12 protein-coding genes are annotated in these 11,951 nt (G+C 64.8%); 8 read left to right on the forward strand and 4 right to left on the reverse strand.

The window, feature by feature from the left end; translation table 11 throughout:
- Nucleotides 1-36: 36 nt before the first annotated feature.
- Complete coding sequence (locus OSH10_RS04565) at nt 37-1,179, reverse strand: CaiB/BaiF CoA transferase family protein (RefSeq protein WP_266330427.1); 1,143 nt, start codon at nt 1,177-1,179, stop codon at nt 37-39.
- Nucleotides 1,179-2,357, reverse strand: a complete 1,179-nt coding sequence (locus OSH10_RS04570; protein WP_266331102.1) for an acyl-CoA dehydrogenase — start codon at nt 2,355-2,357, stop codon at nt 1,179-1,181. Before OSH10_RS04570 ends, OSH10_RS04565 begins: the two co-directional genes overlap by 1 nt.
- Nucleotides 2,358-2,543: 186 nt before the next feature.
- On the opposite strand from OSH10_RS04570, the gene OSH10_RS04575 reads away from it, so the two are divergent.
- Nucleotides 2,544-3,455, forward strand: coding sequence for a LysR substrate-binding domain-containing protein (locus tag OSH10_RS04575; protein ID WP_266330428.1), 912 nt, complete (start codon nt 2,544-2,546; stop codon nt 3,453-3,455).
- Here OSH10_RS04575 and OSH10_RS04580 read toward each other — a convergent pair.
- Nucleotides 3,442-3,957: a MarR family winged helix-turn-helix transcriptional regulator gene (locus tag OSH10_RS04580; protein ID WP_407660669.1), complete on the reverse strand. Its 516-nt coding sequence runs from the start codon at nt 3,955-3,957 to the stop codon at nt 3,442-3,444. The two genes, OSH10_RS04575 and OSH10_RS04580, sit on opposite strands and share 14 nt — an antisense overlap.
- A gap of 39 nt (nt 3,958-3,996) precedes the next feature.
- On the reverse strand, nt 3,997-4,629 hold the full coding sequence (locus OSH10_RS04585) for a cysteine hydrolase family protein (RefSeq protein WP_266330429.1): 633 nt from the start codon (nt 4,627-4,629) through the stop codon (nt 3,997-3,999).
- Nucleotides 4,630-4,932: 303 nt separating this feature from the next.
- Between OSH10_RS04585 and OSH10_RS04590 the strand changes: the two genes are divergently transcribed.
- The 7 genes from OSH10_RS04590 to OSH10_RS04620 all read left to right on the forward strand — a co-directional run bounded on the left by OSH10_RS04590 (nt 4,933) and on the right by OSH10_RS04620 (nt 11,872).
- Nucleotides 4,933-6,264 carry an extracellular solute-binding protein gene (locus OSH10_RS04590; protein WP_266330430.1) on the forward strand — a complete coding sequence of 444 codons (1,332 nt, stop codon included), beginning with the start codon at nt 4,933-4,935 and terminating at the stop codon, nt 6,262-6,264.
- Nucleotides 6,265-6,367: 103 nt separating this feature from the next.
- Nucleotides 6,368-7,300: a sugar phosphate isomerase/epimerase family protein gene (locus OSH10_RS04595; protein WP_266330431.1), complete on the forward strand. Its 933-nt coding sequence runs from the start codon at nt 6,368-6,370 to the stop codon at nt 7,298-7,300.
- Between the two features lie 3 nt (nt 7,301-7,303).
- Entirely contained in the window at nt 7,304-8,248 is a 945-nt protein-coding gene (locus OSH10_RS04600; protein ID WP_266330432.1) for a carbohydrate ABC transporter permease, read from the forward strand.
- Complete coding sequence (locus OSH10_RS04605; protein ID WP_266330433.1) at nt 8,248-9,120, forward strand: carbohydrate ABC transporter permease; 873 nt, start codon at nt 8,248-8,250, stop codon at nt 9,118-9,120. The genes OSH10_RS04600 and OSH10_RS04605 overlap by 1 nt, the downstream gene beginning before the upstream one ends.
- Nucleotides 9,121-9,122: 2 nt before the next feature.
- Nucleotides 9,123-10,208 carry a Gfo/Idh/MocA family protein gene (locus OSH10_RS04610; protein WP_266330434.1) on the forward strand — a complete coding sequence of 362 codons (1,086 nt, stop codon included), beginning with the start codon at nt 9,123-9,125 and terminating at the stop codon, nt 10,206-10,208.
- Nucleotides 10,208-11,050: an NAD-dependent epimerase/dehydratase family protein gene (locus tag OSH10_RS04615; protein WP_266330435.1), complete on the forward strand. Its 843-nt coding sequence runs from the start codon at nt 10,208-10,210 to the stop codon at nt 11,048-11,050. Before OSH10_RS04610 ends, OSH10_RS04615 begins: the two co-directional genes overlap by 1 nt.
- A 12-nt stretch (nt 11,051-11,062) precedes the next feature.
- Nucleotides 11,063-11,872 (forward strand): SDR family NAD(P)-dependent oxidoreductase, encoded by an 810-nt coding sequence (locus OSH10_RS04620; RefSeq protein WP_266330436.1) that lies wholly within the window; start codon nt 11,063-11,065, stop codon nt 11,870-11,872.
- The last annotated feature ends 79 nt before the right edge of the window (nt 11,873-11,951 follow it).

The following is an 11,951-nucleotide window of genomic DNA, read 5'->3' on the forward strand; positions in this document are numbered from 1 at the left end:
GGTTGGGTGAGGGTCTTGCTTGGGGCCGAGCCTGGCTCAGGCCTTTGCCGAGATCTCCGCCCGGATCTCGTCGCCATGTTCGCCCAGGCGCGGCGAGCGCCGGGTCAGCGCCAGTTCCGAGCCAGACATGGTGATCGGCGAACGCACGCCCGGAATTCCGTCGATATCGATCTGCATGCCCCGCGCCAGGACCTGCGCGTCGGTGAACACGTCTTCGAGCGTGTTGATCGGGCCGGCCGGCACATGCGCCACGTCGAGCTTCGCCAGCAGCGGATCGCGCTGCCAGTTTGCAAGCTCGTCCGCGATCAGCGCCGTCAGCGCCGCGCGATTGGCGACGCGGAGAGAATTGGTCAGGAAGCGGGCGTCGGTGGCCAGTTCCGGCTTGCCGATCACGGTGGCGAAACGGCCGAACTGGCCGTCATTGCCGACCGCCAGGATCAGATGGCCGTCGGCGACGGCAAAGGTCTGGTAGGGCGCAATGTTGGGGTGGGCGTTGCCAAGCCGGTGCGGCGGCTTGCCGGTGGCGAGGAAGTTCATCGCCTGGTTGGCGAGCACGCCGACCGAGGTGTCGAGCAGCGCCATGTCGATGTGCTGGCCAAGCCCGGTACGCGCCCGCTGGGCCAAGGCCGCCTGGATGGCGATGACGCTGTAGAGGCCGGTGAAAATGTCGGAGAAGGCGACGCCGATCTTCTGCGGCTCGCCGGCGGGATCGCCGGTCAGATCCATGATCCCGGCCATGCCCTGGATGAGGAAGTCGTAGCCGGCGCGCTCGCGATACGGCCCGGTCTGGCCGAAACCGGTGATCGAGCAATAGACGAGGCGCGGATTGATCGCCTTCAGGCTCGCATAGTCGAGCCCGTATTTTTGCAGGCCGCCGACCTTGAAATTCTCGATGACGACGTCGGCATCGGCGATCAGCGCGCGGACGAGGTCGGCGCCTTCCTGGGTGCGGAAATCGGCGACGATCGAGCGCTTGCCGCGATTGCAGGCATGGAAATAGGCGGCCGACGTCTCGCCGCCGTTCTCGATGAAGGGCGGGCCCCAGCTGCGCGTGTCGTCGCCCTCGGGGCTCTCGACCTTGATGACGTCGGCGCCGAGATCGGCCAGCGTTTGGCCGGCCCAGGGGCCAGCCAGGATGCGCGCCAGTTCGATGACCTTCAGTCCCGCGAGCGCCTGCATCAGAAGAAGGCCTGGATGCCGGTCTGGGCGCGGCCGAGGATCAGCGCGTGCACGTCATGCGTGCCCTCATAGGTGTTGACGGTCTCGAGGTTCTGCGCGTGGCGCATGACGTGGTACTCGATCTGGATGCCGTTGCCGCCATGCATGTCGCGCGCCTGGCGGGCGATGTCGAGCGCCTTGCCGCAGTTGTTGCGCTTGACCAGCGACACCATCTCGGGCGCCGCCTGGCCCTCGTCGAATAGCCGGCCGACGCGCAGCGAAGCCTGCAGGCCCAGCGCGATCTCCGTCTGCATGTCGGCGAGCTTCTTCTGGAAGAGCTGCATCCCGGCCAGCGGCTTGCCGAACTGCTTGCGATCGAGGCCATACTGGCGGGCGCGGAACCAGCAATCCTCGGCAGCGCCCAGAACGCCCCAGGAGATGCCGTAGCGGGCGCGGTTGAGGCAGCCGAACGGCCCCTTCAGTCCGGATACGTTGGGGAGAAGCGCCTCTTCGGAAACCTCGACATCGGCCAGCACGATCTCGCCGGTGATCGAGGCGCGCAGCGAGAGCTTGCCGCCGATCTTCGGGGCGGAGAGGCCCTTCATGCCCTTTTCCAGGACGAAGCCGCGAATGGCGCCGTCATGCGCTTCCGACTTCGCCCAGACGATGAAAACGTCGGCGATCGGCGAGTTGGAGATCCAGGTCTTGGCGCCGTTCAGGACGTAGCCGCCCTCGGTCTTCCGGGCATTGGTGATCATGCCGCCGGGATCGGAGCCGGCGTCGGGCTCGGTCAGGCCGAAGCAGCCGATCCATTCGCCGGTTGCGAGCTTCGGCAGGTATTTCTGCCGCTGCGCTTCGCTGCCATAGGCATAGATCGGATACATCACCAGCGACGACTGTACGCTCATCATCGAGCGATAGCCGGAATCGACCCGCTCGACCTCGCGCGCCACCAGCCCGTAGGAAACGTAGGAGGCGCCGACGCCGCCATATTCGGCCGGCACGGTGACCCCCAGCAGGCCCATCTCGCCCATCTCGCGGAAGATCTCGGGGTCGGTAACCTCGTCCAGATAGGCTTTTTCCACACGGGGCATCAGCCGGTCGACGGCAAAGGCCTTGGCCGTATCGCGGATCATCCGCTCCTCGTCGTCGAGCTGGGACTCGAAATGGAACGGGTCTTCCCAGGCGAAGCGCGACAGCGCCGGTTGATCCTTGGCCTTCAGGGTGGGGTTCGATGCGGACATGCTGTCACCTCTGCAGTCGGGGCATGCGGGGCGAGGGCGCCGCGCGTTTCCCAAAAACTAGCAAATCGCGGCCTGGCGGGATAACAAGGCTTTCAGCGAAGTTGATGAGTACCGATCATAACCAGAGGACGAACGGTGGCCATGCGCGAAGGCTATATCCCTACGATCACAGAGCTTCAGGCCTTTTCGACCTGTGCGCGGCTGGGGGCAACCACGCGTGCCGCGCATGCGCTCAACCTGACACAAAGCGCCGTCAGCCGTTCGGTCGGTACGCTGGAGGAGCGGCTCGGCGTTCGCCTGTTTCACCGCGTCAAGCAAAGGCTGGTCCTCTCCGACGCAGGCCGCGCGCTGCATCGGGATGTCGACCGGCTGCTGGAGGATCTGCAGCAGGCGGCGATGACGGTGATGGCGTTCGGCGGCCATGCCGACGTGCTGCGGCTGGCCGTGCTGCCGACGTTCGGCAGCACCTGGCTGGTGCCCCGACTTGCGGCCTATCGAAGCGTCGCGCCCAATCTCACCTTCGACATCTCCGCCCGGCTGGACGTGGTCGATTTCGAGGCGGATGGCTTCGATGCTGCCATCCAGCGTGGCGATCATCGCCCGCCGGGGGCCCATGCCGACATGCTGATGGAGGAGCAACTCGTCGTTCTCGCCGCGCCGTCGCTTCTGGAGGGCAGGAGCGTCCTCGAGGACGCCGAATTGTCGCACATGCCGCTACTGCAGCAATCGACGCGGCCGACGCTCTGGCTCGACTGGTTCCGCGACGCCGGCCTTGACAGCCGCGCCATCCTGCGTGGCGCGCGCTTCCAGCATTTCGACATGGTGGTCCAGGCGGCGATCGCCGGTCTCGGCGTCGCCCTGGTGCCGGAAGTCCTCGCCCGCGCCGCCCTGGCGGCCGGGGATCTGGTGCTGGCTTCGGAGCGGCGCCTGGTCGGCGACCAACCCTACACGCTGATTTATCCCCATCGCAGCCAGCAGAGAGAGGGCTTCATGCGCTTTCGCGGCTGGCTGCTGCAACAGGTCGGGGACGAGGCGTCGATCAGTCGTCGCTGATGCGCTGCAGCAATTCGAGCAGCAGCGCCTGTTCGGCCGCGGAAAGCGGCGCCAGAAGCCGGGTGCCGGCTTCCTTGCTCTTGCTCAGCCGGTCGAGCGTGTAGTCGACGCCCTTGTCCGTCAGCGTGATGATCACCATCCGCTGGTCGGTACTCGACGTGCCGCGCGTCACCAGCCCCAGCTTGCGGAGCTTGCGCACCACCAGGCTGATCGTCGACGGGTCCATGGCGGTCAACCGGCCGAGATGGTTCTGCGAAACGTCGCCGTGCCGCAGAATGGTGGCAAGTGCTGCGAACTGCGTCGGCGTCAGGTCCTCGCCTGCCATGATCTGCTGGAAGCAGGTCGTGGCGCGCTGGTGCACCTTCCGGATGATATGGGCCGGATGGTGATCCAGATCGTAGCCGGTCGCGGCGATCATGTCGTCGATCTGCGCCCGGCTATAGCTTGTGCCTGCAACGGGCTCGTCACTGGCCTCGCTGTCCTGGCTCGTGTTTTCAATCAATAGGTGTAGCCCCTTGCCACTTTGGCGTTCAGAAAATCCTTAAACCTGACGCAGCGCAAGACCATCCTTGAGGGATGCAACCACGTCGGCGGCGTTCGTCACAACGCCGAAATGGGTCGCGATATCATAGAGCGAGCTTTCCTGCTCGCGCGCGCCGGTTGCGGCGCAGCAATCCTGCGGGACGGCGACGTCATAGCCGATGAAGAAGGCGTCATGCACGGTCGAGCGGACGCAGATATTGGTCACGACGCCGAACACGACGAGCTGCGAGATCTGCATGTCCTTCAGGGTCATGTCGAGATCGGTCTGGAAGAAGGCCGAATAGCGGCGCTTGATGATGTGGATCTCGTCGGCGCGAGCGCCAAGGTCCTCGATGATCTCCGTGCCCCACGTGCCTTCGACGCAATGCGGGGTGCGTTTCACCCATTCGCGGTCGCGGCGCATGTTGGCGCGGTGCACGTCATGGACCCAGAAGACCGGTGCGCCGACGGCACGCGCAGCTTCGATCACCTCGAGTTGCTGCGGCACCAGTCTTTCGTAGCCCGGCAGCACCATGGCGCCGCCCGGCTTGCAGAATTCGTTGATCATGTCGACGACGATGACCGCCGTGCGGGCCGGGTCGAGGGTCAGGGTCTCGCCATGGCGATGATCCGAGAAAACGTCAGCACTCATATGATCCTCCATGCGGGTTTCGCTGCATCGCCGGCGTTCATGCAGCGATCCATCCAGCCCTCAGCTCCAAGAACTTTATTTGGCTAGTAAGTATATTACTCCCGTCGTGTCAACCAAGGCAAGTTGGGCAAAATGCGATCAACTCCAAACCTTATCTGACTGATTTTAATGCAGATTCCGAAAATGAGCTGCGCACCTCCAGATGCATTGACAAAGGCCGGGATTCGATCTGATTATTGTATGACTATCAATGAATGGAGCGGTCGAGGGGACCGGTTCTCGTCATTGATCGGAGGGACTTCCATGCTCATTCGCAAGCTAACCGTTTCGCGCCTGATGCTAGCCAGTGCCATGACCGTTCTGGCTGCCTTGTCTCCGTCGATTGCCAGCGCCGAGGGTGTCACCCTCAAGGTGTTCGGCGGCTCGGCGCTCAATAAATTGGCCCCGCGTCAGACGCCCGACGTGCAGAAGGCCATCCAGGACAAGGTGATTTCTGGCTTCCTCGCGGCGCATCCCGAGGTCAAGGCCGTCGAGTGGGACGCCCAGGGCCCGCAGGCCAACGATGTCCAGCGCCTGATGACCGCGCGTCTCGCCAATCAGGAAATGGACCTGATCGCGTGCTCGGCCTTCTACACCAACGGCGCCTATGTCCGCCGCGGCCTGGTTCGTCCGATCACCAAGGAGATCGAGGCGTTTTCCGCCAATCTCGACCAGCCGGCGATCGGCGCCTTCACCGTGCGCGGCGAAGTCTACGCCGTGCCGATCACGACGATGTCGACCTCGGCGATCTTCTACAACAAGAAGGTCTTCGCCGATCTCAGCATTCCGGTGCCGCCGAGCTATGAGGACCTGAAGGCCGCTGCGCCGAAGCTTGCCGCGGCCGGGATGATCCCGCTGCTGCACCAGGGCTCCAACACGCCGATGTGGCCGATGTGGTACTTCGAGACCTTCGCCCAGGCCTCCGGTGACCCGATCGGCCGCACCACGGCGATCCTGGACGGCAAGGCGAAGTTCAACGATCCCGACGGCGTTGCCGCCTTCGACCTGATCAAGACATGGGTGGATGACGGAATCCTGTCCAAGGACTCGCTCGCCGTCGACCAGGACGGCATGCGCTCGGCCTTCGCGAGCGGCAAGAGCGCCATGTACTACGGCGGCACGTGGGAAGTCCCGTCGCTGCAGGAAAGCGTGCATGACTTCGAGTGGGGCACCTTCGCCTTCCCGAAAATGGCCGGCACGCCTGGCGATCCGAAGCATGGCGGCGGCGCCGACAACGGCATGTGCATGTCGGCGACGATTGCGCCCGAGAAGGTTGCGCCGGCCGTCGCCTTCATGGCCTACCTGACCCAGCCCGAGGTCGCGACGCTCTATCTCGAGCCCGAGCAGCCGCTGGCAACCTCGGTCAAGGGGGTCCCGGTCGTCGAGGACGCCTATGCCAAGGACCTGCGCGCCAGTGCTTTCCCCAACACGGTCAAGTTCCTCGACTGGGTCTGGCCGGCCGAAATCGCCACGGCCGTCTCGTCGTCGATCGCCGGCGTCGTGGGCGGGCAGTTGACCCCGCAGCAGGCGGCGGATGCCGTGCAGGCCGTCTATGACGACCTCGTCGCCCAGGGCAACTGGCCGCCGCAGGACTAAGTCTCCCAACCCGCGAGCGAGCCCCGGCATCATCGGAAAGCCGGGGCTCGCCGGTTGATCGGACGCATGCCGCCCGAAACGGATCATCGACAAGGACAAGATCATGACCACCCTGAGCGCCAAGCCGCAGCGTTTCTCCATCGGCTATCATCTGAACAGCTGGGACCTCGAAGGGCTGCCGCTGCAGCCGGCCTTGAAGTTCCTGGCGGATCAGGGCTTTGGCTGGTTCGAGATCCTGGCCTTCACCAGCCTGTCGGATCAGTTCGCGCGCAAATACATGCAGCTCGGCCACCAGGCGCCGATGGGTGTCACCACCGATACCGACATCCTGCGCCGCTATGCGATCCTGTCGAAGGCGCAGAGCGAACTCGGCATCCGCCTGTCGTCGCTCTACGTCAACGCCGTCTTCGTCAATCCGGTCGCCTGGGAATATGAGCGTGACGTCCTGCTGTCGCTCGCCCGTCTGCTCAAGGGTTTCGATGCGCCGGTGCTGGTGCTGGGCGGCGGACCGTCGGTTGCTTCCGGCAATGCGCATGACGCGCAGGACTATCGCGATTTCGCCCGCTCGCTCGAGGATATCGGCCGTCGCACCAAGGATCTCGGCATCGACACGGTCTACCACCCACATCTCGACACCTTCGTCGAGACGCGCGAACAGCTCGATCGCCTGATGGACGTGCTCGACACCTCCGTCGCCGGCCTCTGCATCGACCCGGCCCATCTGGCGCAGACCTATTCCGACCCGGTCGACGCGGTGAAGACCTACATCTCCGCCATCCGCTACATGCATTTGAAGGACACCAAGGTCGATCCGGCCTTCAAGGGCTATGACCGCTATGCCGCCTTCTGCGAACTGGGCGCCGGCGTCGTCGACCTGAAGGGGATCGTCAAGGAGCTGCTCGACGCCGACTATGCTGGCCTCGCCATCGTCGAACTCGATGCCTCGCAGAAGACCGCCGAGCAGAGCACGCTCGAAAGCATCGATTATCTCAAGAACACGCTCGGCCTCGTGCTCACGCCCGACGCGCGGGCTTAAGCCATGGCGGTGCCGGCAGCGTTGACCTCGAAATCTCCCGCGATCCCGCACGTCTCGCTTGCGAGGCGGCTGGGACGCAGCGACGGGTTTGTCGCGGCGATGATGATGTTGCCGGCCGGCATCCTGTTCGCGCTGTTCTTCCTCTGGCCCTTCGTCAGCGGATTCTGGCTTTCGTTCCAGCGCTGGGACGGCTTTTCCGACCCGCGTTTCATCGGCCTCGGCAACTATTGGCGGCTGATGAAGGACGGTGTCTTTCTCCTCGCGCTGAAGAACAGCTTCATCTTCGTCATCGTCAGCATCCTGGCCAAGAACATTCTGGGTCTGGCGCTGGCGCTGCTGCTGAACCGCGTCACCTTCCTGCGAGGCTTCATCCGCGCCTCGGTGTTCGTGCCGGTGACGATCTCCTTCGTCGCCGCGGGCCTGCTCTGGGCCTGGATCTACAATCCGGTATTCGGCCTGCTCAATGCCGGGCTGGAATTCGTGGGCCTGGCGTCCTGGAAGCGTAGCTGGCTCGGCGATGCCAATGTCGCGCTCTATGCCGTCATCGTCGTCGATGTCTGGAAATGGCTCGGCTTCCACGCCGTGATCTATCTGGCCGGTCTGCAGACCATCCCGTCCGAGCTCTATGAGGCGGCCCGGATCGATGGCGCCAATGCGCGCCGCCGGCTCTGGCACATCACGCTGCCGCTGATGGTGCCGGTGATCTTCATCAACACGATCCTCAGCCTCTCCGGCGCGTTCGTGCGCAATTTCGACATCGTTCATGTGCTGACGCAGGGCGGCCCCAACCATGCCACCGAGGTCGTGATCACCGCCATGGTCAAGGCGGCCTTCACCAATAGCCAGATGGGCTATGCGGCGGCGATGGGCTACGCGCTGTTCGTCCTGGTCGGCGGCATCTGCGCCATTCTCGTCTATTGGCTTGGCCGCACGAGGTTCAAGGTCTGATGACTATGTCCTCCACCCGTGACGTCCCCCCCGATTCCTCCCGCGCCTTCACCGCCGCGCTGGAGCGCATAGGCATCTATGCCGCCCTCGCGATCGTCCTGTTCCAGACTCTGTACCCGCTGCTCTGGGTGCTTTTCGGCTCGCTGAAGACCAAGTCCGAGCTGATCAACAATGTCTGGGGCCCGCCGACCAGCCCGATTCTAGACAACTACATCCAGGCCTGGCAGATGGCCGAGATGGGGACGCGCATCGTCAACAGCGTCACGGTGACGGCGCTGTCTCTGGCGATCCTGATCCTGGTGGTGACGCCCTGCAGCTATGCGTTGGCGCGGCTCCGCTTTCCGGGTCGGAACATCGTCACCGGCCTGGTGGTCGGCTCGATGCTGGTGCCGCCGCAGGTGCTGGCGATCCCGCTTTTCATGGTGGCGCGCGACCTCGGCATCATCAATTCGACCATCGGCATTTCCTTCATCTATGCCGCGTCGATCATGCCGCTTTCGATCTTCATCATGCGCAGCTTCTTCCTGTCGCTGCCGTTCGATCTGGAGGACGCGGCGCGGGTCGACGGGGCAGGGCGGGTGGCGATCCTGGTGCGGATCATGCTGCCGCTCGCCCGTCCCGGCATGGCGCTGATCATCATCTTCGGCTTCATCGAGGTCTGGAACGACTTCTTCCTCGCCTTCCTGCTGCTGCGGCAGCCGGCGGTGCAGACCATCCCGCTCGGGCTGGTCAATTTCTTCCAGCAGTACGACTCCCTGTGGAACCTCTATTTCGCAGCGTTGATGATCACCACCCTGCCGGTGATCCTCCTGTTCGTGCTCATGCAGCGGCAGTTTATTGCCGGCCTGACCGCCGGCGCAGTGAAGGCCTGAGAATGACCAAGCGTAAGATCGGTGTCGGCGTCGTGGGCTGCGGCGAGATTGCCCAGCTCATGCATCTTCCCATCATCAAGGAACTGCCCGAACTCGAGATCGCAGCCCTGTGTGACCTCTCCCGTCAGGTGGTCGACAGCCTCGGCGATGCCTATGGCGTCGCAGGCCGCTACACCGACCACCACGATCTGATCAACGATCCCGCCGTCGACGTCGTGGTGATCTGCACCTATGACCATGGCCCGATCATCGAGGACGTGATCGCCGCCGGCAAGCACTTCACCGTCGAGAAGCCGCTGGCCTTCACCGCTGAGGAAGCCGCGCCGCTGGTCGAGAAGGCCAGGGCCAAGGGCGTGCTGGGTCTCGTCGGCTACATGAAGCTCTATGATCCCGGCTATGTGCTGGGCATCGAGCGCATGGCTTCGATCGAGGCGCTGAAGCAGATCCACGTGCACAATTTCGCCGGCCGCTTCGACCGCTACCAGAGCCTCTATACGCAGGTTCGCGGCAGCGACGTCGATCCGGCCAGCCTTGCTGCCGGTCGCGCTTTGGCGGATGCCCGTATCGAGGCGTCGCTGGGTCCCGACCATGCCGGCTACAAGGACACCTATCTGATGCTGCTGATGCTCGGCAGCCATAACCTCGCCGTCCTGCGCGGTGCCTTCGGCGTCGCCGAAAGCGTCGAATACGCCAAGGCGGTCGATCCCAACCACATTTTCGCGCTGCTCAATTTCGCCAATGGCGTACCGTGCGTGTTAGAGGTCTCGTTCGGCGCGCAGTATGAGTGGTGGGATGAATGGATCGCGGCCTATGGCAAACATGACGAAGTGCGGGTCGATTTCCAGAATCCGTACATCCGCAACACCGCCGCGACCGTGACCATCCGCGAGCCGCGCGGCAACGGTCCGTCCGAGACCATCCTTCCCGGCAAGCCCGACACGGCGTTCCGCCAGCAGTGGCTCCACTTCATCGATTGCATCGAGAATGGCACCGCCCCGCGCACCGGCCTTGAAGGCGGTCTCGAAGATCTGAAGCTGGCGCAGGCCATCATCCAGGCGCTGCCGCCCCGTCCGAAGGTGCAAAACTGATGCGGATCGTCATCACGGGTTCCAGCGGCCTGCTCGGCCGGCATGTCGCCGCGGCTGCCGTTGCCGCCGGCTACGAGGTGCTCGGCGTCGATAGCGTGCCGCCACCGGCCGGGAGCGGCTGGCGACATGTCACCGCCGACCTGACCGATCTCGGCATCGCGTTGCAGCTGGTGCGCGATGCCGACGCCGTCTTCCACATCGCGGCCATTCCGCGCCCGACCGGGCGCGCGGCGGCGGAGGTGTTCCAGACCAACATGGCGCTGGCCTACAACGTCATCGAGGCATCGGCGCTCTCGGGCGCGACCCGCTTCGTCTACGCTTCTTCGTTCAGCATTTTCGGCTACCCGTTCTTCACCCACTGGCCGAAGCAGCTCTATCTGCCGATCGACGACAATCACCCGGCCGGCCCGCAGGATGCCTATGGGCTTTCGAAGTGGCTTGGCGAGGAAATGGTGCAGGCGGCGGTCGCGCGCGGCGCGTTCACGGCCGTCAGCCTGCGGATGCCCTGGGTACAGACGCCCGAAGGCTTCGCCGGCCAGATCGGTCCTCGCCGCGCCTCGGGCGATGCCGGCCGCGATCTCTGGTCCTATATCGACGCACGCGACGCGGCGGAAGCCTTCCTGCTGGCGCTGCAGGCGCCCGTCGAAGGCCATGCCCGCGTCATGATCAGCGCCGCCGACAGCTACATGGACGAGCCGACGGCGGAACTGGCCGAGCGCGCCTTCCCGAACGTGACGCGCAACCCGATGCCGGGCTTCGCCAGCACGTTCGATCTCGACAATGCGCGCCGGACGCTGGGCTACGAGCCCCGTCATTCCTGGCGCGACTATCCCACAAGCTGATTGGAGACCGTCATGACGAGGTTCATGGACAAGATCGTCCTGGTGACGGGCGGAGCCGGCGCGATCGGCCAGGCTGCCGTTCGACGCTTCCTGGAGGATGGCGCGCGCGGCGTGGCGATCCTCGACCAGGACGGCCCGCGCGCGTCGGCGCTGGCGGCGGAACTGGGCGACCGGGCGTTTGCCGTTTCGGCGGACGTGACTGATCCGGCGGCCGTCGACGTGGCGCTTGCCGCCGTCGTCGAGCATTTCGGCCGGATCGACATCCTGTTCAACAATGCCGGCATCTCCGGCACCCCCGCGCCGATCCCCGAGCTGGCGCTGGAAGAGTGGGACCGCGTGCTGCGCATCAACCTGCGCGGCATCTTCATCGTGCAGCAGGCCGTGGTTCGCATCATGATCGCCCAGAAGCAGGGCGGCGCGATCGTCAACATGGGCTCGTCCATGGCCGGCTGGGATGTGCTGTCGGGCGGTTCGCCCTATACGGCCAGCAAGCATGCGGTGGTTGGCCTCACCAAGGTGGCGGCACTTGACTGCGCGCCCTATGGCATCCGCGTCAACGCTGTCTGCCCGGGCGTCATTCAGACGACGCTGGGCGTGCCGGCCGCCGACCAGGCCGCCTTCGAGGCGAGCACCAAGCGCTTCTCCGACCGTATTCCGCTGCGCCGCATCGGCCAGCCGGAGGATGTGGCGGCGGTGGTGGCTTTTCTCGCCAGCGACGATGCGCGCCACGTCACCGGCTCGGAACTGCTGATCGACGGCGGCCAGACGCTGATGAGTTGGGCCAACGCGCCCGACGCGGACGCCTATCCGCGCTACATCTGAGCGATCGCCGCGCCGCGATGGGAGCGGCATCCAGGCATGAAAAAGGGGCGACGCCGACGGCGTCGCCCCTTTTTGTTGG

Origin of the sequence: Kaistia defluvii (assembly GCF_026343955.1) — a bacterium.
In the GTDB taxonomy this organism is placed as follows: domain Bacteria; phylum Pseudomonadota; class Alphaproteobacteria; order Rhizobiales; family Kaistiaceae; genus Kaistia; species Kaistia defluvii.

Coding starts and splice junctions, on each gene's coding strand:
- OSH10_RS04565 (WP_266330427.1), bottom strand. CDS start 1,179: ATGCAGGCGCTCGCGGGACTGAAGGTCATCGAACTGGCGCGCATCCTG.
- OSH10_RS04575 (WP_266330428.1), top strand. CDS start 2,544: ATGCGCGAAGGCTATATCCCTACGATCACAGAGCTTCAGGCCTTTTCG.
- OSH10_RS04585 (WP_266330429.1), bottom strand. CDS start 4,629: ATGAGTGCTGACGTTTTCTCGGATCATCGCCATGGCGAGACCCTGACC.
- OSH10_RS04590 (WP_266330430.1), top strand. CDS start 4,933: ATGCTCATTCGCAAGCTAACCGTTTCGCGCCTGATGCTAGCCAGTGCC.
- OSH10_RS04595 (WP_266330431.1), top strand. CDS start 6,368: ATGACCACCCTGAGCGCCAAGCCGCAGCGTTTCTCCATCGGCTATCAT.
- OSH10_RS04600 (WP_266330432.1), top strand. CDS start 7,304: ATGGCGGTGCCGGCAGCGTTGACCTCGAAATCTCCCGCGATCCCGCAC.
- OSH10_RS04605 (WP_266330433.1), top strand. CDS start 8,248: ATGACTATGTCCTCCACCCGTGACGTCCCCCCCGATTCCTCCCGCGCC.
- OSH10_RS04610 (WP_266330434.1), top strand. CDS start 9,123: ATGACCAAGCGTAAGATCGGTGTCGGCGTCGTGGGCTGCGGCGAGATT.
- OSH10_RS04615 (WP_266330435.1), top strand. CDS start 10,208: ATGCGGATCGTCATCACGGGTTCCAGCGGCCTGCTCGGCCGGCATGTC.
- OSH10_RS04620 (WP_266330436.1), top strand. CDS start 11,063: ATGACGAGGTTCATGGACAAGATCGTCCTGGTGACGGGCGGAGCCGGC.